This window comes from Enterococcus sp. AZ020 (genome assembly GCF_050499205.1).
Taxonomy (GTDB): domain Bacteria; phylum Bacillota; class Bacilli; order Lactobacillales; family Enterococcaceae; genus Enterococcus_L; species Enterococcus_L dunnyi.
Genome location: NZ_JBIPAT010000001.1, coordinates 1185911 through 1207176 on the forward strand (window position 1 = coordinate 1185911; position 21266 = coordinate 1207176).

Here is a 21266-nt window from a genome sequence, read left to right on the forward strand (position 1 = left end):
AAAACGTTGCTGTTTGATCCATTCCAACTTTGGACGTCCCTAACAGTAACGCTATTTTTTCACAGTTATCTCCAATATCAAACAAAAAATAGGACGCATAATCCCTCAATATTGTCATTCTTTTCGCTGTATCACTCGAACTTCTTCTAATTTATGCACCAATACCTTTACCTTGTTTCTAGCAACCATACACTGCTCTTCTGCATCAAAAGACACCATTTTGTTTGCTCTATCCACTGACTGAACATTTGCTACATTAAGGACATAAGAACGATGGCAACGGTAAAAGCGCTGATCCATTGCTTCAATTTCCTGCAGATTAGCATAAAATTCAGTATGTTTTTTTTTAGTGATCAGTCGTATTTTATGCGTGATCTCTGTTGTTTCAAAAAATAGAATATCTGCAAAAGGAACTTGAAAATCAGAATGTTGATTTTTAAAAACGAACGCATCGGAAGCAACCAACTCATTTTTATTAGTAAAGGCAATTTGTAAACATTCCTCTATTCGTTTAGAAAATTCTTCTTCGTTAAATCCTTTATCAATAAAATCTAAGGCTGTTAATTTATATTTGAAGGTGATCGGTAAAAATTCAGAGTGAGTAGAGACAAAAATCAACTGACCAAAAGGGTCCAGTTGTCTGATTTGCTTCGCTAATTTCAATCCTGCTTGCTGTTCTCCTTTTATTTCAATATCTAAAAAATAAATATTGGCACTAACCTGGCTGTTCTCGATTTCTGTCAGTAGTTCTTTCGGCTTAGAGGTAGCGATAAGCTTTACGTAAGACCAAAGATTCTGCTTAGCCAAGCGCTCAATCATTCTTTTTAAGTACTGCTGCTGAAATAAGTCATCCTCCAGTATAAAAATATTCATCCTGTTATCCCTTCCTTCTGAATAGATAATGTTTGAGTAAAATGATTGGCTTGAAATTCTGTTTCCAATGAAGCATTTGGATAGTTCGCTAAGATATCTTTGACGATTGCCAAGCCTAGTCCTCGTTTTGAACCTTTTGTTGAGTATCCTTTAGAAAAGATTTTCCGCTTATCAATTGCTCCTTCTTGTGTGGAATTATTGATAATGATGATCTGCTTCGTTTGTTCTTGAATCAATCCAATCGTTAATTGCTTCGTTTCTGTATCACCAGCAGCCTCAATTGCATTGTCTAGAAAAATTGAAAGAATACGGATAAAATCTAATGTATTTATGTAAACTTCTTCTATCTCATTTAGAATCTCCACATTCACTGTCAAGCCTTCTTGAAGTGCAGTCAACAACTTAGCCGAAATGATCCCCTTCACTGCTGGAATTTTGATTTTACTTAGCTGTATCAGATCGTATTTATTATTTTGCAGTGATCGATTTACCTCACTTAAAACCTCTGTATAGATTTCTTTTATCTGCTCCATATCATTTTCTTCGATCCCAATTTTTAAGCTGGCAATAATATTGACATAGTCATGACGGATATTACGAATCTCTCCATAAAGTTCTTCGATTTGTGTCGTATATTGTGTTAAATCATTTAGCTGCGTTTCCTTTAGTTCTTCAAGTTGCTCTTTTTGGAGTAATTGTGTTTTCATATTTAAGTAAAACAACAGAACAAGAATAATAACAAAAAAAGCAATTGTCTTTAGGATATTTAGTAATTCGATCTCCTGCATTCTTAATTCAAAAAAGTAACCGCTAAACTGAAATGTACACAATAAAAAAAGCAGGACATTCACATTGAGCAGAATTTTTTTATTGACCCGCTCGTAATTTTCTACTAAAAAATCAAAATTGGTTTCAAAAACGCGTAGCATCAGCCTATTGATAAAAAAAGGAGTCAATTGCAGCAATAGAGTAATTGTGAGATTTGTTGAAAAAAGTCGATCGATCAACAACTGAGTAAGACTTCCAATTACAGTTAAAGTTGTCACACTATAAATACTATAAAAAGCTGCTAGATTCTTTTTCTGCTTTAAACGATGGTGCATGCCTAAAAAATAAAAATACAAAATGATCACTACATAGAAAAAATAGCTCATGAACGATAAAACCATGATAGTCAATACAACAAGGAGAATAATTTCTTTGTACGATAGCTTGATTTTACTGACTTGTTGATAAATTAGCGTAAGTGACGATAGCTGAACGACTAGTAACAGCAAATGTGTTAGTGAGGTGATCATTTTGCTTTCTCTTTGGTTTCTATAACTGGATAAGTCGGTTCATAGAAAAAAAAGGGACAGACATAGGTTGTATTCAACAAATATTTCTTTATCAATTTTTGGATACGCTTATTTTTAATCATTCTTTTGACCTCTTTTCATTAGTTGATAAAAGTATGGGTGAATCGTTATCGCTTCAATGCTTAAGCCTAATAGAATCAAAATCTGTAAATCTGCGGATGTACTTAAATAGGCAACAATCAATAAGACAGTGGTTACCGCCATAGCTTGCCATCTTAACTTTCTGAGCTGAAACCTGTCAGTGATCGTTTTTTTCTCAGTGCCTGCCGGAGCATATTTCCAAATAATTGCTAATAAAGCAATCACAAACAGCATAAACACTGGACTTTCGATATTGAGTGGTAATGACTGTACAATTTTTGGAAGAAAAACAAAACCCACGACTGAAATAACCGTACACCCAATAGATGACTGTGCATGCCAACCACCAGCAAACATGCGGATAAAAAAATAAGAAAGATGAACGATGACTGTTGTGGAAATATTCTGAAAAATCAATGCAAAAAAATAAATCGTCATTACCTTCTCCAAATTGATCAACAAAACCTCTAAATTATACACTGCATAGGCCAATTCCTCAGGCGACAAAAATTGATGACTTTTCAATTTCTTTTCGAGAAGAAATAATGATAGTGTATGATGCATGCTTCTCCCTCCTTTTGATAATTAAATTATACAAAAGAAAGGAAATCTTTTAGTAATTATATACCCTAAACGGTTCGATTTCCACCTTAAAAAGCTTTTTTTATAACAAAAGTCCCGAAAAACATTACTATTTTTTTATTTATGGCTAGAACAGAAGTGACTACTTCCGAAGTAATTGCTTCTGTTCCCTCTGTTTATTTGGTTACGAAAAACTTAGGACATCACTCTGTAGATTTCTCCATATAACAGATGAATCACTGTTATTCAGTTGTTCTCGATTCATCTGTTACTACTCTCTTTTATGAATATTCCAACCAAAAAAGCCGCATATTTTGATAAACTCGTCTAGAAATATTACATGTTTCTTTGGGATTTTCAAAAAATTGGACTTCTCTTTTCTTTTTATCGATCCCCTTGATTGCTTTAGGATTGACTAGCGTTGTCCGGTGGCATCTAATTAATGTAGGGTATTCTACTTCTAATTTATCCAATGAGCTGTATATATAGTAACTGTTTTTCAAAGCCACCACTTTTAACTTATGCGAATTTTCTGTTGTTTGGATATAAAGAAGCTCATTAAACGGAACCCAAATCGTTTCTTTCTGGTTATCAACTAATACACCTTGAACCATTGATGATCCTCCTTTCTCTATTACTCAAAACGCAATGCCTCTAAAGGAACTTTTTTACTTGCAGATCTTGCTGGGAAATAGGCTGCCAACACGCCAATAGCAATACTAAAGACTAACAAAATAAAGATAATCGCTAAATCAAAACTAAAGAAATGGAACTTGATTCCTTCAACTGCATGTTCAATCACTGTATTTAAGGCTTGAGAAATGCCCAATGCAGAAATTAAACCTAGCGTTCCACCTGCCAATCCAATCAATCCACCTTCAACAAGAAACAATCGTTGAACATTAATCGGGGTTGCCCCTAATGCTTTCATAATGCCGATTTCTTTGGTTCGTTCTGCAACACTGATATACAAAACAACACAAATCAATAATGTGGAAACGATCAATGAAATGGAGGAGAGTACAATCAATATACTTCTGGCAATGTTTAAATAATTTTTCATCGAAGCCAATGTGTTATCGTCGGAAGAATAGTTCATTTCATTTACTTGCTTTATTAATGTATCTACGTTATTTAGGTTTTGAGGAACAATTGTAAAATAATTCGTCAAATTCTTGGTTGCTTCTTCCCCTTGCATTAATTGTTCGGCACTAACATAGGACATTTCTACATTAGCCTGATGCTGATCTTCATTCTTAAAAATTCCCGTGACTGTAAATTCAGTACTTTTCACAGGATAAACTGCTGTTGTGTCAGCTGTGATTAATTGTGTCTTCACTATCAATTTTTTATTTAGCGCATCTGTCGGTTGCGTAAAAAGTTGTTTTGCTACGGATTTTGAAAGGGCAATCTCATCTGCATTCAATGGCGCTTTCCCCCAATCGACATAGTTTTCAGCAATCCCCTCTTCTTTAGGTGCAATATTGATTGCCTCTGCTTGAAATTGCTTTCCATCATAGTCTAATTGAGCACGGAAACGATTTGTCTCATAAACAAGAGCTACATCGTCAAGTCTTGCTAATTTCTGTCGGTCAGAAACAGGAGATAATTGCTTATCTTCACTTGAAACAACTAATGTATTTTCCCCCACTCTATCTGAAGCAATAGAATTCATTTGCTTGGTTAATCCAGCTACTAAAAACGTAATCATCAAAATGCCAAAGATCCCAACAGACGCACCTAATGCCGTAATAAAGGTTCGAGCTTTTCGCTTTTTCATATTGCTGCATGCCAGCTTAAGTGTAGAAAGAAGCGAAAAATCACGAATAGAAGAATTGTTTGTTTTTTGATTATGAACAGTTGTCACTTTTGACTGTTTGATTTCTTCAATTCTTCCATCTTTTAAATGGATCATTTGATCAGCAAGAGAGCGATATTTTTCTGAATGAGTAATAACGACAACTGTTTTCCCCAGCTCTTCACTGATCTCTTTTAGAACAGTCATTACTTCATCTGAATTTTTGCTATCTAAAGCACCTGTCGGCTCATCTGCTAATATTACTTCCGGGTCATTAGCTAACGCCCGTGCAATTGCGATACGCTGTTTTTGCCCACCGCTTAATTCTCCAGGTCTGTGTCGGCTATACTCTTCCATGTGAACCTTTTCTAAAAGAGCTCGGGCTTTTTCTCGTCTTTTTTTCTTTTCTACTCCGGCTAACATCAAACTGATTTCGACATTTTCTAATGCAGTCAGGTGATCCAAGAGATTGAAGGATTGAAAAATAAATCCTACATTCTTTTTTCGGAACTCTGCCCATTCTTTCTCTGAATATCTGGAAACATCTACTTCATCATAATAGATTTGGCCGCCGCTCGCTTGGTCGATTCCACCAATAATATTCAGCAAGGTCGACTTGCCGCTACCTGATTTTCCTATAATATAAGTTAACCCAGTAGTGATATCAAAAGATATATCTTTTAAAACTGTTACATTTTCATCCTTCAGTTGATAGCTTTTAGTTATATTTTTTATATAGATCATTTTCTCACCTCTACGGATTATTTAAAACTGAAACAATCGATGCTTTAGCAGCTTTTCTTGCAGGAACAAAAGAAACAATCATGCCTAAAATAACACTGAAAATCAACATACTAATAATCGTTCCGCCGTTAAAATCAAGTAGTGCTGTCGTAAAGTTCAGTTTGCTTTTTAATACATGATTTGCACCTACGCCGATCACTAAACTCAAGACCACTCCTGCACATCCACCTAATAAGCTAATCATCGCTCCTTCAGTTACAAAGAGACGTCGGATATCACTTCTAGCTGCACCGATCGATTTCAATATACCAATTTCTTTTCTACGTTCAATAACACTGACATAGATGACAATAGCAATCATGATAGCTGCTACAACTAATGAAATACCGGCTACTAAGCCTAAGAAGACAAAAAGAATCGTGATATATTGTTTTCCCATCTCTGTATCTTCATCTGGTGTGACTGAAATATAGCCTTCTTTTTTTAGTGTTTTATTAGCCTTTTCGCTATCTGCCGTTGTATCAAAAAGTAAAATCATACCTGTTGCTTGATTTTTTGTTAAAGGAGAATCGTTCACCAACGATTCAGCTAATGGATGAGATACGTATGCCAAATTCAATAAGTCGACAATTTTCTTTCGAGTCACACCTGAGATCGTTACCTTTCTTTGAGAAGTCGGCATCATTTCACTTTTTGAAACCAACTGCGTAACTAACTCGATTTCTTTTCCTAAAGCCTTTTCTGCGCTGCCAAAAAATTGATCTGCAGTCTCTTCTGGGATCACTATCTCTGCGTTTTTCGTAGGCATTTGTCCAGATTTTAAAATCGTCTCATTATAAAGAGAGCTATTCTTTTTATCTAATGCTGTATACAAACTCATGCTTTTAACATTTTCCCCACTTTTCAAACTTGCCGAAAAAACATAATCTGTTATTGCTTCTTTGACTCCTGGTTGTTTTGACAACTTTTCTTTGTTTTCCTCCGAAAGTAATTTATAGCCTGTCTTATTGACCATCAATAATTTATTGGTTTGATAGATGCTGAATTCATTTTCGATATAGTTATTCATTCCCAGACTAAAAAAAGCAATCAATAATACAGACATAATCCCTACTGAAGCACCCATAGCTGTCAGAAATGTTCTACTCTTTTTGCTATTGATATTGCGGAAGGCCATTTTGACAACTGCCGCTAGACTTAATCGTTTTTGCAGCAATTTCTTTTTCGTTAGTTGCATAGGTGGCTCAGAATCAGCCTTTGACCCTTGTATGATTTCTCCATCTGCTAGTTCAATAACTTGATCTGCAAGTTCCATGTAGTCTTGTGAATGGGTAACAATGATGACCAGCTTTCCCTGCTCTGAGATTTCTTTAAAAAGATGCATTACTTTATCTGCATTTTCTGAATCTAATGCTCCTGTCGGCTCATCTGCTAAAAGTACTTCCGGGTCATTTGCTAAGGAACGAGCAATTGCGACCCGTTGTTTTTGCCCACCGCTTAATTGGTTGGGAAAATAGTTTCTTTTATCCCACATATCTACTTTTTCCAATAATTCTTCGGCTTTAGCTATTTGCTCTTTTTCAGAATATTTTCCAAGCATCAAACTTAGTTTGACATTTTCTAAAATAGTTAAATGATCGATCAGATTGTATTGTTGAAAAACGATTCCTAATCTACTTTGTCGAACAGCCGCCCATTTTTTTTCGCTAAGCATCGCTGTATCTTCTCCAAATAGAAAATACTCTCCTTGATCGATTTTATCTAGACCGCCAATAATATTTAGCAAAGTCGATTTACCACTACCTGACTCTCCGATCAGATAAACGAGACCCGGCTTATTTAAGCTTAAATGGATATCTTTTAGCACAGGTACAGTTTTTTTATTTAATTTATAATTTTTAAAGACGGATCTAAACTTAATCATTGATACATTCACTTCTTTCTACTGTTTAATTTTCTCTACGTACTTTTACGATCATTTTGAATAAATAAAAAATCATTGCAAATCCGAGAATGCCTTGGAAAATGCTTAATCCTGTGGATAGGGCATTCCCACTTTCAAGCTTGATTCGAGAAATCCCAAGGATCATGCTAATGATCATCACAGACATGATCGAAAGATTCATAATGCCGTAAAACTTGATCAGTCCCGCTTTACTTTCTTCATATTTATTGAATAAAACATTATTTTTCTTGCCTAGGGCTAATTTGATCGATTTGTCATATAGGTTGGGAATGTTCAATAGTGTTGAAAAAATCCAATAACCATCTAGCTTTGTGATGGGCAAAAGATTCGATAGCATCATCAGCAAATTCCATCCGATAAATGTATTTAGTAAAGTGTTTGCTCCATTGATATTAACGGATACAATGACGGCTACAGCTGTAATGATCAACTGAACAAAAACACCAGCTAGTAAAGTTGCCAGCGTTTTTCTTTTTTCATTGAATTCCCTAATACCACTAACATCACAAAATAATGCTGGTGACCCGCAGATGAACAGAAAGCCAATTTCTTTCACTTTTCCACCGTGATATTTGCAAACTAATCCATGGCCTAATTCGTGGCAAAAGACTGTCAAAATCGTTCCTACATATAGTAAAAAGAGGTTTTTCGCTGTTATTTCAAAAGCCATGTTAGTGAAAATGATAGTGGAGTGTAAGGCAAGCAAAGCAACACCCGCTAGACAAATCACACTAACTACTGTAATGAGCATTCGATTGATGGTATTACTTTTTAGTACATGGTCAACAACCCATTGAAAGTATTTATCCGGATCGAATAATTTGATCCTATAATAGAGCAGATTCTTTTTCTCTTCTTTTTTCTCCCCTAATACACCCAACTTCTCTAAAGATTCAATGAAACGTTCTATTTCAGCTTCTGAAACGTCATATCGTTCTGAGATTTCTTCCAAAGAGTGACCCGCCTGTAGTTCTGTTAAAACCTTCCCCTCGGAAAGGCCTAAGCGAAAATACTGATCTTCTTTTAGTACAACATAATGATCTTCTTTTTCTGTTATTTGTAAATCTGTCATTTCCATTTTTTCGTCCTCCTATGTTTTTGATACTCTTACTTTATCGAATCTAGTGAGCGAATAAATCCGTGTTTCATAAACGGTAATCTTTCCGCCGTGAATGGTTCATTTTAAGCAGTTCACGATAGAAAGCTCACTGTTCAAAGAATAAAACGTATTTCCAGAATGAATTCACGTATAGTTATTGGTGTAGCAAGGATAACAAGTTCTAACTCGAAAAGATAAACCTAGAATTGAAAGGAAGAGCATTCATATGGAGATCAATGAATACATCTGCTTATACTTGATTACCTATGTCAAAGAGTCAAAAATCATGACAGAAGCTCTGGAAGAGATAACAAAAGAAGAAACAGATACGGCTCGTTTATGTATGAAAGAAAAGCGTTCATTCACTCAATTAGCGGCGAAAGATTCTTTAAGTATCTATTTCATTTATATTCCGGATGTTGAAACGTTCTTACGTTTCAATAAAGAGTTTTTGACTAGTGATAGACAGCCTCCCTTACACTTTATTGTTATCTGTTCGGAAATAACACATGAGCTCATGACTTTAAGTTACAAGTATAAAATAAGAGCATTAGCTTTTATTGACTCTGCAAACTCTACGTATACTTGTAAACGAGAAATCAAAGAGTGTATCGATTATGTTAGGACGATCCAAACACATTTAGAAAAAAGGAGGGAAATGTATTATGACTTTAGTTCAAATTGAAAAATATGAAACAGTAGCAGCTCCAGGGTTCTGGGCAAACGTTGTTGATTTCTGTCATGGTTTTATCGATGGTTTCAGAGGCTAATCCGTCTCGTTCATTATTCTAAAAAGGAGGACAAAACAATGATGCTAACTCAAGTTGAAAAATTCGAAACAGTAGCGGCTCCAGGATTTTGGGCAAACGTGGCAGATTTTTGCCATGGTTTCATCGATGGATTTAGACGTTAATCACTTATTTTGATTCATTAAAAAGGAGGAACTCACATGACATTAAAACAAATTGAAAAATATGAAGAAGTTGCAGCTCCAGGCATTTGGTACAATATTGGCTACGCTGTAGGATCGTTTGTTGGATCTTTCTTCTAGTCATCTTTGCAATTATTTCAAGAGATCTTTAGAAAGGAGAATATAATCATGACTTTATCTCGTATTGAAAAATATGAAGAAGTTGCAGCACCGGGTATTTGGTACAATATTGGCTATGCTGTAGGATCGTTTGTTGGATCTTTCTTCTAAAAACACATAAAAAGAGCTGGCTTAAATCGCCAACTCTTTTTGCTTATTTTTCACAACTATCTTTCCCTGTAAACGACAATCCAATGTTTTGCAGTATCGTCAATGCTTTCAGTAATTCCAAACCGAGTTCATCACTCAAACAATATTCTACTTTTAGCGGATAACCTTGAAATTCAGTTTTAGCAACAAAGCCGCATTCGATCAATTCAGCTAATTGTTGCAGTAGCATTTTTTCACTGACATTTTCAATATCTCTATGCAGCTGTGACAAACTTGTCGGCCCTAAACGTAAACGCCAGAGAATGATCGTTTTCCATTTTCCTCGCAGCATATCTGTAACGACTTCGATCGGACAAATATAGTCTTCACGTATTTTCATCTTTATCTGCTCCCTCCACTAAAACAGAGCTAGTCAAGTTTTCTATATTTTCCTTCAAGTGTGGCACTTGCTAAAATATGCTCTTTGATTTTGTGATTCCATTCATTCAGCATAAAGCCATTTTCGATATCTAAAAGAGCGTCTAATGCAAAGACAGTCAAGGTATAGACATGATCTTGATCAGGTGGAGTCATTCCGCCATACATTGATGTCAGCTTTTTCTCTTTTCCACCTACAAATTGACTATGCCAACTATTGACACCTTGGACAAAATCTACTGCATCAATACTCTCGTTTTCTTTGACTTCCTTTTTTGTCAGATTTGCGATCGTCCAGTGAATCCAAGGAAAACCATTTGTCACAGCAAAGGCATCTACATCGTATAAAATCGCCGCAAAAGAAACTGTATCTTCCGGTGCATCTTCAATTTTAAAGGGAATCGAGTAAGTTGGCATATCCCCCTGCTCCACACTTGGACTATTTCCTCCAAAAATATCTAAAAAGTAACCATCTTTAAGTCCTTTACTACTGATCTTCATATTCACACGACTCCTTTTGATTTACTATTTTTTCATTGTAGAGGATAATCAGTACTTTGTATATTACTTACTTTTTAGTAAGTATATTATATTTTCTCTTCAACTATCCTCTGATTCAACATGAGATTTATTCCGTACAATAGTATAAACCCGTGAGCTTACTGTATAAAAGTCTTCACGGGTTTATCTATATAAATCATTGTTATTATAGTAAGCATCTTACTCTAAGGTTCAAACGATCGGCGGTGTTCCTTCCGCATTTCCAGCAATAGCATCGATCTGAATCAACGCACCTGTTGGCAACTCAGTTACACCGATCACTTTTCTTGCTGGAGTACCTTTTGAGAAGAAAGTTTTATACACTTCATCTACGGCATTCATATCTTCTAAATCTTTAACGAAAATATTCACTTTGACCATGTCCTCCAGTGTATGATCCACACTTTCAATAATCGCTTTGATGTTCTCTAAGCATTGTTTCGTTTGCTCTTTTATTCCACCTGTTACAAGAGTATTGGTTTTTGGATCGATCGGTAATTGTGCGGACAAATGATTGTAATGTGAAAAGGCGACCGTTTGTGTTGAGAAGGGGCACTTCGGTGCTTTGTCAGTATTATTTGCTTCTATAATAAGCCCATGTCGATCCTCGATTGCTTGAGGCGGCGTTCCATCACCATGTGAAACTACAGCTTCGATTTGAACCTCAGCCCCCATTGGTAAATCAGCAGCTGCAATCACTGTTCGTGCAGGAAGATAGGCTACGGAGCGCGCAATAGCCGAATCAGGGAAAAAGGTAGCATAAACTTTATTTACGGCTTCCATTTTCGATAAGTCTTTCAAGTAAATATTGATTTTAACGATATCATCAAATGGAACATCGATGCTTTCCAGGATAGCTTTGATATTTTTCAAGCATTGACCTGTTTGTTTTTTCACACAACCAGCAACGACTCTCCCAGTTTTTGGATCGATCGGCAGTTGAGCGGATAGATTATTATAATGAGAAAATGCAACTCTTTGACTTGCTAACGGATCGACCGGTGCATTGGCTGTCTCATTTGTAAGCTTAATTAAATCACCAGCTTGCGGTGCATTCGGGATCGTTCCTTCTCCATTTGAAACAAGTGCTTCGATTTGTACCAATGCGTTTTGTGGTAAGTCGGCAACTGCAACGACTGTTTTTGACGGATGATAGCTTTTAAAAAAAGATGCATAGACTTCATCTACTGCATCACAGTCTTGTATGTTTTTGACAAAAATAGTGACCCTGACGATATCACTCATTCTATGATCGATACTCTCAACGATCGACTGGATATTTTTAAAACACTGCTCAGCTTGTTTGCTGATTCCGCCAGATACTAGCTTACCGGATTCGGGATCGATTGGTAACTGCGCAGATAGATTGTTGTAGTGAGAAAAAGCAACCGACTGTGCTGCAAGGGCATTTTGCGGTGCATTCTCTGTATTTCTTGCTAGTACTGCATTTTCATTGCTCATTGTTTCATTCCTCTTTTCTTTTAGATACATTTAAACGAAAATAGTCTGTCTCCAAACATTTTTGTTAACGCTTTCAAAATAAGCATTAACAATAAATCAGAGCTTGATCACTTTCATTTTCCTGCTTTTATAAAATCATGACAAATTGATAAAAATCATATCACTCATTTTAGTCTACAATAATAGCGCTAACATTTCAATAAGGGATTCCTAAATTTATTTTTCTTTGTGTAGAAAAGATATGCATTTGCCTTTATCATCTCAACTATGCTCTCAAAAAACTATGCTGCAAAACGTGTTAAGCTAGCAGCATAGTTTTCTTTCTCTAACAGATCTTCTCAAGTATTATTTTTTTAATATATGGTTCAGTGTTATCTGTGCATATTCATTGGATTTGAGAACACGGATTTCACCATGATATAGTTTCTTTAATCGGTCTAAGAATCTTTCGGCCGCCGGAGTCACAAGAATAAACTCTACTTGAACGTTTGAAAGTAGACTTTCTAATTCCTTAAAGGTCACAGCACGCCAGTCATACTGAGGATATTTTTGTGCTAAATTCGCAAGAAAGTCTCTCGTTCCATAGTCTTGTGCCTCCATCCCCCAAGTCGTATCTTCAGATGGTTTGTAGTTTTGTACTAGTAACAATGCTTTTTTCATTGCTGTCCCCCCCCATTTCCTTTTTACTTCCCGTATTTTTAATTAATTGATCCAGTGTAATGTCAAGTTTTTGACTAAGCTGAACGAGGTACTCGATACTTGGCATACTTTTATCCAACTCCCATTTAGAAATCGTTTGTCTTGATACGTGTAATTTCTCCGCTAACTCTGCTTGAGTCATATGCTTTATTTTTCGATAGGCTTGAATGTTGGCCCCAATAGTTATCATCTCGTCCCCTCCTGTTCTAACCATAGCGTTTTTTGATCCATAAGAAAAGAAGAACCCTTATTTTCTTGTCACTTTTTCGTTGCTAAAAGCAATTTTTGAAAAGCAACGTATCGTTGCCTGAGATTCCTCCAGCTTTTTAGACAAAATAAAGCAGTTCATGTTCAGAATGTATGAAACTTATTTTCTTCTAATCATTTCCTTAAACAAACCATTGACAGCGCTTTCTCTATGCTGTATATTTGCATTGTAAGTAGGATAGTGATTATTAAGTTAAGCTAAACCTAAACAATGCTTGAAAAGGGCTTGTTTAGGTTTTTTCTATTTCATAGGAGTAAGGGGGATACTGCTTTGGAAATTCTAAAAATTCTGAATAATAATGTTGTCATCGTCACAAACGAAGAATATGAAGAAGTTATTTTGATGGGTAATGGACTGGGTTTTCAGATGAAGGCCGGTGCACAAGTAAATGAAGAAAAAGTTGAAAAAGTATTCAAATTAGAAAATCAAGTGGAACCAGAGCAGATCGAAAAAGTTTTCTCTGAAATTCCAGAAGAAATCATCAGTATCTCCTACGAAATTGTTTCCTATGCGACTCGAACATTAGATAAAAAACTAAATGAGATCGCTTTTATCGCTATTGCCGATCATCTCCATTCCGCAATCCAGCGTGAAAAAAATAATATTCAGGTAAAAAATTTCTTGTTATGGGACATTAAACGCTTTTTCCCGAACGAGCTAAAAATCGCTCGAAAAGCGATCCAGATCGTCAATCAAAAACTAGCAGTCAACTTGACTGATGATGAAGCTGGCTTTTTAGCACTTCATATCACCAATGCCGGCATCGACAACAGTCATGAAGATGCAGTCAGTTTAACACAGTTGATCGAAGAAATTTTAACGGTGATCAAATACACATTAAAAATCAACTTTGTTGAAAATGATATTTACTTCCAACGATTTATCACCCATCTCAAATTTTTCTCAGAGCGGGTCTTAAAAAATAATGCATTGGAAAAAGAAGAAAATCAAGTCGAAAATGAGCTATTTCTACTCGTGACTAACCAATATCCTGAAGCTTTTGAGGTAACAAAAAAAGTCGCAGAACTTCTTAAAACAAGACGCAATTATACCATTTCAAAAGATGAACAAGTTTACATTACGATTCACCTTGCGCGAATTATTGAAAAAACCAGAGATTAAGAGACATTTCTCTTAAGATAAATAATTTAAAGAAAAGGAGCATCGGAAATCCCCGTCTTTGGAAAGGACATGGATCGTGACATTCAGTTGGCGAGACCTCTAAATTAAACAAAAAAACATTTGGAGGAAAGAAAATGGGCAAATATGAAGAATTAGCAAAAAATATTGTAAAAGAAGTTGGCGGAAAAGAAAATGTCAACTCACTGACAAATTGTATCACTCGTCTACGTTTCAAATTAAAAGACGAAAGTAAAGCAAATACGGAAGTATTGAAAAACATGGACGGCGTTGTAACAGTTATGCAGGCTGGCGGACAATATCAAGTCGTGATCGGAAACCACGTCCCAGATGTACGCAAAGATGTTGACGCAGTCCTAGGTGTTTTAGAACCTGTTGCAGATGATGGACCTAAAGGCAATTTATTTGATCGATTCGTCGATATGATTTCCGCTATTTTCCAACCAATTTTAGCGCCACTGTCTGCAGCCGGTATGTTAAAAGGGGTTAATGCCATTTTAATTTTCGCGTTAGGAACTGGCTTTGCGGAGTCGTCAACATCAGCTATTTTTAATGCAATGGGTGACGGATTATTCACATTCTTACCAATCTTTATTGGTTACACAGCAATGAAAAAATTTGGCGGCTCACCCTTCCTTGGGATGTTAATCGCATCAAGTCTAGTCTATCCTGGATTTTTAGAAGGTGCAGCTACTGCTCAATTTGCAGAAGCGGGTGGGCTTAATTTCTTTGGTATTCCATTCTCTATTCCGCCTGCTGGTTATGGTTCTACGGTTATGCCGATTATTGCGGCGGCGGCTTTTGCTGCCTTTTTAGAAAAGCAATTAAGAAAAGTTATTCCTGACGTTATTAAGTTGTTTATTGTTCCATTTTTAACAGCGCTTGTAACGATTCCATTAACATTCTTAGTTATCGGACCAGTCATGAATACTGTTTCTGATGCTTTAGGAAATGGCTTACTTTCTATTCAAAGTTTCAGCCCAATTTTATTTGGTGCAATTCTTGGTTTCTCTTGGCAAATTCTTGTTATGTTCGGTCTACATTGGGCACTTATTCCATTTGCCATTATTGCGTTATCTCAAGGTGATCCAACATCATTATTAACACCATCAGGTAGTGTGAGTTTTGCTCAAACTGGTGCAGTATTAGCGGTCATGTTGAAAACTAAAAATGCGAAATTAAAAGAATTATCAATCCCTGCTTTTATTTCAGGTATCTTCGGTGTAACTGAACCGGCTATTTACGGTATCACTTTACCTAGAAAAAAACCTTTTTGGGCATCTTGTATTGTTGGAGGGGTTACCGGTGCCATCGCTATGGGATTAGGTATGCAAGGCTATCAAATGGGCGGCTTAGGAATATTCCGCTATCCAAGCTCTATCTCGCCAGATGGCGATGTTAAGTTTGCGATTTACGCAATGATTTTAGATGCGTGTGCTCTAGCAGCTGGTTTTGCAATAGCTTGGGCTTTAGGATTCAAAGACGACGAACCAACTGTTCAATTATCAAAAGAAGAAGCAAAATTAGCTGCAACTGGTCAAAAAAAGAAATTAGGTAAAGATGAAGTATTTTCACCACTTGAAGGAAAAGTATTGCCATTAAGCGAAGCAAGAGATGCTGCCTTTTCTGAAGGTATCATGGGCAAAGGGGTAGTTATCGAACCTGCCCGCGGTGAAATCGTTGCCCCATTTGATGGAACGATCATGACTCTATTCCCGACAAAACATGCCATTGGTTTGATATCAGATAACGGAACTGAAGTCTTGATCCATATTGGGATCGACACGGTTCAGCTTGAAGGCGAAGGCTTTGAATCTTTCGTAGAACAAAATGCAACTGTTAAAAAAGGAGACAAATTAGTCACATTTGATATTGAAGCAATCGAAGCTGCTGGTTACAGCACACAGGTGCCGATTATCATAACCAACACACCTGATTACGCAGATGTGATCCCGACTTCCGAAACAGCTGTGAAACAAGGAGATATTCTCATTACAGCAGTCATTTCGAACTAGCAGTGCTTTAAATGAAATTGTGGGAAATGAATAAACTCATCCTCCCACAATTTTTCTTTTCAACTAAAATACATTTAACCAACGAAGGAGCAGACATTCATGACATTTCCAAAAAATTTTCTATGGGGCGGCGCAACAGCTGCTAATCAATGTGAAGGAGCCTGGAATGTAGATGGAAAAGGTGACTCCATCAACGATCACAATCGGGCTGGAAGCAGAACCGCAGGAACCCGCAGAACATTTGATCTGACGATCGATACAGAAAAATATTATTATCCGAGTCATACTGGAATCGATTTTTATCACCATTATAAAGAAGACATTGCTTTATTCGCTGAAATGGGCTTCAAAGTATACCGTTTATCGATTGCCTGGACACGGATTTTCCCAAATGGCGATGAGGAAACACCCAATGAAGCTGGATTACAATTTTATGATGATGTTTTCGATGAACTTGCAAAATATGGCATTGAGCCGCTGGTAACGATTTCCCACTTTGAACTACCGTTTCATTTAGGTAAAGAATATGATGGCTTTTTAGATAAACGCACGATCGGTTTTTATGAACGCTATGCAACGACTTTGTTCAATCGCTATAAAGATAAAGTGAAATACTGGCTGACCTTCAATGAAATCAATTTTGGTACAATGGAACATGGGTTACGGATCAGCGGTCTATTCAATCGGGAATATACAGAAACAGAACAGTATCAAGCGCTGCATAATGTCTTTCTAGCATCTGCTAAAGCAGTAAGCGCTGGACATAAAATCAATCCAGACTTTAAAATCGGCTGTATGCTGGCTTACATCACTATGTATCCCAAAACCTGCCGCCCTGAAGATGTACTGAAAACACAACAAATCAATGACAAATTCAATTATTTCTGTGGTGATGTGCAAGTAAAAGGAAAATATCCTTACTTTATGAAACGCTACTTTGAAAAAAACAATATCCAAGTAGAGATCACTGAAGAAGATCAGCAGATCCTTCAAGCTGGAACTGTCGATTACTATACATTTAGTTATTACATGACAACTTGTATCGCTGACGACTTAGATCAGCGTGATGACAAATCCGGCGGGAATCTTTTCGGAGGTGTCTCAAACGAATATTTACCAAGCAGCGACTGGGGTTGGCAGATCGATCCCATCGGATTACGCTATACACTAAATCAAATTTATTCTCGCTATGAGATTCCTTTGATGGTAGTGGAAAATGGTCTTGGCGCTTTCGATGAAGTAGAAGCAGATGGTTCGATCAATGATGATTATCGAATCGATTATTTCAAACAGCATATCATCGAAATGGATAAGGCGATCGAAGATGGTGTAGACTTGATCGGCTATACGCCGTGGGGCTGTATCGATTTGATCAGTGCGGGAACTGGAGAAATGAGCAAGCGTTATGGATTTATTTACGTTGATCGTGACGATGAAGGAAACGGCACTTTAACGAGAAGTCGTAAAAACTCTTTCTATTGGTACAAACAAGTAATTGAATCAAACGGCGAAAACCTTTCTAATTAACGAAAAAATTGAATAACTAAAAAAAACTGTAAAATCATTTAGCCTTTCTAATAGATTTTACAGTTTTTAGTTTAATAAATGCTTAATACTATGGTCTTTTGTTTGTCTCTGTCATAAAAGTACGTTAAAATTTTAAAAAGAGAACATTTATAAAAGAGGGAGAGATTTCCATGTGTACAAGTATCACGATGACGACTGATGAGCAAGATGTTTTATTGGCTCGAACAATGGATTTTGGTGTAGTTTTAGAAGCAGAGCCAACATTTATTCCTAGAAAAAAGTTTGTTTTTAATAATGATGACAGTGATAATCATAAAAATGACTATGCCTTCGTAGGAATGGCGCGACAAGAAAATGACGCCTTCATCTTCGCGGATGGTTTAAATGAAAAAGGCTTGTCTTGTGCAACTCTTTATTTTTCAGGTTATGCCGACTATAACGATCAAGCACATGATAAAACATATCCCTTAGCCCCACATGATGTTGTTCCATTTTTACTCTCTTCTTGCGCAACAGTTCGAGAAGCTGCAGAAGTGATGGAAAATGCCCAAATTGAAAACATTCCATTAGACTTTCTTGAGACTGTTTTACCTCTTCATTGGGTCGTTACTGATGCCTCAGGTCAAAGCATCGTGATCGAATATATTGATGAAATCCTGCAAATCCATGATAATACAGTCGGTGTGATGACCAACAGCCCGGACTATCTATGGCATGTGACAAATCTTAGAAACTATATCGGTCTTTCAACGACTCAAAAAACAGAATTTCAATTGCAAAATATCATCATGAGACCTTTCGGTGAAGGCGCTGGTTCTTTCGGCCTTCCAGGTGATTTTACATCACCCTCACGGTTTATTCGGGCAGCCTTTCTGAAATCTTGTTTACAAGAGGTCGAATCAGAAGTAGACGCAGTAACTGCTGCATTCCATGTTCTTTCCAACGTGAGTGTTCCAAAAGGGCTCGTACAAACAACAGATTCTTATGATTATACCCAATATACATCGATCATGATGAATAGTTCATTGAAATATTACTATAAAACATACAATAACCAACGTATTCGCTGTATTGATCTAACCGCTGAAGACTTCGATGCGCCAAACGGAAAAATCTGGTCAAGTTCAGATACTGAAGATATTTTATATCGCAATAAAAAATAATCGTAGGAAAGTGACTGGGACAAAACTTTGCGAGTCAAATCCCGGACACACGTACTCCGGATAAACGGTGAGCGCAGAAGCAATCCCACTACGTTGCACTCCGATCTCATCAAATGCTAAGGGCTAAAGCCCTAAGCTTTGAAGGTCGGAAATAAGAAAGAATTCACAAAAATTTGCAAAACAATTTTCGTGAATTCTTTCTTATTTTTCGGGATTAAACACTTCTGTCTCAACCTTTTTTTCTGTCTATAAAAGTTTAAACCCTTTATTTAACGGCATTTCTTGCGTAGTATACACGTAAATCATGCCTTGTTTCTGCACTTGGTTCGGTAATACTTGGAGCTTTTCATTCGAATCCACTAGTTTTTTCGGTAAAATCGCAGCTGCTTTATTCGTTTCAAGCATCGTTACCATAATATCCAAGGTATCGATTTCAATAACAGAGGCTTCTATTTGGTTCTGTTTTTTCAGGATCTCCAAGGTCGCGTTTCTATATGGGCAATCTTTTTCTCTGCTAATAAGAATTTTATTTTCAAACAGTTCCGTATTATTCCTCTTCGCTTGCGTCCATACTAACTTTTCTTTGATTCTCTGAACTTCCTTTAGTTTCTGATTGTTTATCTTTTTATTTAATAGTATGAAATCGATCACACCTGCTTTTAATTTTTGAACCAAATCAGCCGTTGGTTTCGTAAAAATCGAGAGGCTCTCATCAAAAATATAGCACTGTAAATAATTCTGAGTGATCACTTGTGTGCCGCCGACTCGTACTTGTCTTTTGTCCAAGCAAAAGGCTTCTTCCATTTCTGAAATCGTTGCTAAAATTCGTGTCGTATAGTCCAAAAATCGTTCACCATCTTCAGTCAACGCCATCCCGCGGTTTGTCCTATGAAACAATTTTCTTCCCAGCTGATTCTCCAAGCGAACCATTCTTTTGCTCACTGTTGATTGCACATAATTCAGCTTTTCTGCTGCTTTGATCGTTGATTTTAATTGCGCAACTTCGTTAAAGATTTTAAGGTCATTTGTCTCCATGATATCCCCCATCCATATGTCTATTCCAATATGGAATAACCATGATGCTATTTTACCATTATACACTTAGGGTTTCCCTTTGTATAATGAACTCACACAGAAAGGACGTGCAGATCTATGAATGCTATGCAATATAAAATCACCTTACCAAACGATTACGATATGAAGATCATCAGGCAAAGAATCACCGACAATGGTCACAAAACAGATCACTTTCCTGGCTTATTATTTAAAGCCTACCTGATCATCGATACACCAACCAAAAAGGAATACGCTCCTTTTTATATTTGGAATGACGCTAAGGGAATGAATCAGTTTATTTTTGAGGGATTCTACGATAATATTTTAGCTTCATTTGGCTGGCAGCACATCGCTGTCGCTGTTCCACTTAAAATCGAACGATCAGCAATGTTTGCTCAAGCCGCATATGTAGTTGAAATTGAGCATCCGATTCAACCAGCAGAACACATGACAACGCCAGACTTTTCTCTCAAAGCTACGGATTGCTTAGGAAAAGTTCTGGTGTATAACCCAGATAAATGGAGGTATGTTGAATTTTATTTCTTTGCACAGGCTCCAGAAGACTTCACAGATAGCAGGACAGTTTATGAACTGCTTCATCTATCGGAGTAACATGTCCGTAGAAAAAGCAGTTCTTCTATTCGACAATTAGACGCTCTTTTGCATAACTGTTGAATGGCAGTTTAATTCAAACACTTTATTCCAACAAACGGCCATCATCATGCCAGGCACCATACATCTTGTTCGCTCGAGTATTTTCGATCAACTTTGTTAAACGCTTCTCAAATATTTCCGGCTGTACTTCTTTGTACCCTTGAAGCGTGTCGATCCGAATACGGCGATACAATTCCGGGAAAGCCAAAAAATTCTGATAGACGATCGCCTCTTCTTTTAAACGCATTTCAACTTCTTCATCGATTTTAAACGAAGCAGGAGCCATGTCCGGCAAAACTTTTCGTCCTTGTTCCGTCATCTGGCCCAAACGTTCCAGACGGCGGACCCTTTCTTTATTTAATTCGGTCCACGAACTTTTAGGCCCTCTAGGTGACAAACGCTGAGCTGTTTGAGTCTCAGATGCTTTCTTTTTGATCCCGTCGATCCAGCCGAAGCATGATGCTTCCTCTACCGCATCTAAATACTGGATTTTATTGGGTTCAGGTTTGACACTTACGATCACCCAGCAATATTTTTGAGTGGTGCTATTTTCTTGCAGCCACACCCTTAACTCTTGTCTCGTTGTCACTGGTAATAGATTATCGATCTCCATTGGTATCACTT

20 protein-coding genes are annotated in these 21266 nt (G+C 36.8%); 6 read left to right on the forward strand and 14 right to left on the reverse strand.

From position 1 onward, the window contains the following. Positions 1-114 precede the first annotated feature (114 nt). The 7 genes from IGI58_RS05790 to IGI58_RS05820 form a co-directional block, all read right to left on the reverse strand. Positions 115-873 (reverse strand): LytR/AlgR family response regulator transcription factor, encoded by a 759-nt coding sequence (locus IGI58_RS05790; RefSeq protein ID WP_429954194.1) that lies wholly within the window; start codon positions 871-873, stop codon positions 115-117. Further along, a complete protein-coding gene (locus tag IGI58_RS05795) occupies positions 870-2171 on the reverse strand; it encodes a sensor histidine kinase (protein WP_429954192.1) in 1302 nt (433 codons plus the stop codon). The genes IGI58_RS05790 and IGI58_RS05795 overlap by 4 nt, the downstream gene beginning before the upstream one ends. Positions 2172-2285: 114 nt before the next feature. After that, positions 2286-2876: an accessory gene regulator AgrB gene (locus IGI58_RS05800; RefSeq protein ID WP_429954191.1), complete on the reverse strand. Its 591-nt coding sequence runs from the start codon at positions 2874-2876 to the stop codon at positions 2286-2288. A 299-nt stretch (positions 2877-3175) separates the two neighbouring features. Then, positions 3176-3508: a LytTR family DNA-binding domain-containing protein gene (locus IGI58_RS05805; protein WP_429954190.1), complete on the reverse strand. Its 333-nt coding sequence runs from the start codon at positions 3506-3508 to the stop codon at positions 3176-3178. Between the two features lie 20 nt (positions 3509-3528). Then, positions 3529-5436: an ATP-binding cassette domain-containing protein gene (locus IGI58_RS05810; RefSeq protein WP_429954188.1), complete on the reverse strand. Its 1908-nt coding sequence runs from the start codon at positions 5434-5436 to the stop codon at positions 3529-3531. A 10-nt stretch (positions 5437-5446) separates the two neighbouring features. After that, positions 5447-7360, reverse strand: coding sequence for an ATP-binding cassette domain-containing protein (locus IGI58_RS05815; RefSeq protein ID WP_429954187.1), 1914 nt, complete (start codon positions 7358-7360; stop codon positions 5447-5449). Positions 7361-7385: 25 nt separating this feature from the next. Beyond that, positions 7386-8480, reverse strand: a complete 1095-nt coding sequence (locus IGI58_RS05820) for a hypothetical protein (RefSeq protein WP_429954185.1) — start codon at positions 8478-8480, stop codon at positions 7386-7388. Between the two features lie 247 nt (positions 8481-8727). On the opposite strand from IGI58_RS05820, the gene IGI58_RS05825 reads away from it, so the two are divergent. Continuing rightward, positions 8728-9186, forward strand: a complete 459-nt coding sequence (locus IGI58_RS05825) for a hypothetical protein (protein ID WP_429954183.1) — start codon at positions 8728-8730, stop codon at positions 9184-9186. Between the two features lie 559 nt (positions 9187-9745). Here IGI58_RS05825 and IGI58_RS05830 read toward each other — a convergent pair. The 5 genes from IGI58_RS05830 to IGI58_RS05850 all read right to left on the reverse strand — a co-directional run bounded on the left by IGI58_RS05830 (position 9746) and on the right by IGI58_RS05850 (position 13009). Beyond that, positions 9746-10081 carry a winged helix-turn-helix transcriptional regulator gene (locus tag IGI58_RS05830; protein WP_225534635.1) on the reverse strand — a complete coding sequence of 112 codons (336 nt, stop codon included), beginning with the start codon at positions 10079-10081 and terminating at the stop codon, positions 9746-9748. Positions 10082-10110: 29 nt separating this feature from the next. After that, positions 10111-10620 (reverse strand): YbhB/YbcL family Raf kinase inhibitor-like protein, encoded by a 510-nt coding sequence (locus IGI58_RS05835; protein WP_429954182.1) that lies wholly within the window; start codon positions 10618-10620, stop codon positions 10111-10113. A gap of 231 nt (positions 10621-10851) precedes the next feature. After that, complete coding sequence (locus tag IGI58_RS05840; RefSeq protein ID WP_429954181.1) at positions 10852-12120, reverse strand: RidA family protein; 1269 nt, start codon at positions 12118-12120, stop codon at positions 10852-10854. A 345-nt stretch (positions 12121-12465) separates the two neighbouring features. Next, positions 12466-12780, reverse strand: a complete 315-nt coding sequence (locus IGI58_RS05845) for a hypothetical protein (RefSeq protein ID WP_429954179.1) — start codon at positions 12778-12780, stop codon at positions 12466-12468. Then, complete coding sequence (locus IGI58_RS05850; RefSeq protein ID WP_429954178.1) at positions 12737-13009, reverse strand: helix-turn-helix domain-containing protein; 273 nt, start codon at positions 13007-13009, stop codon at positions 12737-12739. Before IGI58_RS05850 ends, IGI58_RS05845 begins: the two co-directional genes overlap by 44 nt. Positions 13010-13357: 348 nt before the next feature. Between IGI58_RS05850 and licT the strand changes: the two genes are divergently transcribed. From licT to IGI58_RS05870, 4 genes are all read left to right on the forward strand, one after another. Beyond that, on the forward strand, positions 13358-14209 hold the full coding sequence (licT, locus tag IGI58_RS05855) for a BglG family transcription antiterminator LicT (RefSeq protein WP_429954177.1): 852 nt from the start codon (positions 13358-13360) through the stop codon (positions 14207-14209). Between the two features lie 134 nt (positions 14210-14343). Continuing rightward, the gene (locus IGI58_RS05860; protein WP_429954175.1) at positions 14344-16242 is read left to right on the forward strand and encodes a beta-glucoside-specific PTS transporter subunit IIABC; all 1899 of its coding nucleotides are present in this window, start codon (positions 14344-14346) and stop codon (positions 16240-16242) included. Between the two features lie 99 nt (positions 16243-16341). Further along, positions 16342-17769, forward strand: a complete 1428-nt coding sequence (locus IGI58_RS05865; RefSeq protein ID WP_429954174.1) for a glycoside hydrolase family 1 protein — start codon at positions 16342-16344, stop codon at positions 17767-17769. Between the two features lie 170 nt (positions 17770-17939). Further along, positions 17940-18932, forward strand: coding sequence for a linear amide C-N hydrolase (locus IGI58_RS05870; RefSeq protein ID WP_087641931.1), 993 nt, complete (start codon positions 17940-17942; stop codon positions 18930-18932). A 246-nt stretch (positions 18933-19178) separates the two neighbouring features. On the opposite strand, the gene IGI58_RS05875 is transcribed toward IGI58_RS05870, so the two are convergent. Then, positions 19179-19967, reverse strand: a complete 789-nt coding sequence (locus IGI58_RS05875) for a LysR family transcriptional regulator (protein WP_429954172.1) — start codon at positions 19965-19967, stop codon at positions 19179-19181. Between the two features lie 117 nt (positions 19968-20084). Here IGI58_RS05875 and IGI58_RS05880 point away from each other — a divergent pair, with 117 nt between their 5' ends. Continuing rightward, complete coding sequence (locus IGI58_RS05880; protein ID WP_429954171.1) at positions 20085-20600, forward strand: DUF4865 family protein; 516 nt, start codon at positions 20085-20087, stop codon at positions 20598-20600. An 85-nt stretch (positions 20601-20685) separates the two neighbouring features. Here the strand turns inward: IGI58_RS05880 and IGI58_RS05885 are convergent, their stop codons facing one another. Then, positions 20686-21255 (reverse strand): YdeI/OmpD-associated family protein, encoded by a 570-nt coding sequence (locus tag IGI58_RS05885; RefSeq protein WP_429954170.1) that lies wholly within the window; start codon positions 21253-21255, stop codon positions 20686-20688. Between the last annotated feature and the right edge of the window lie 11 nt (positions 21256-21266).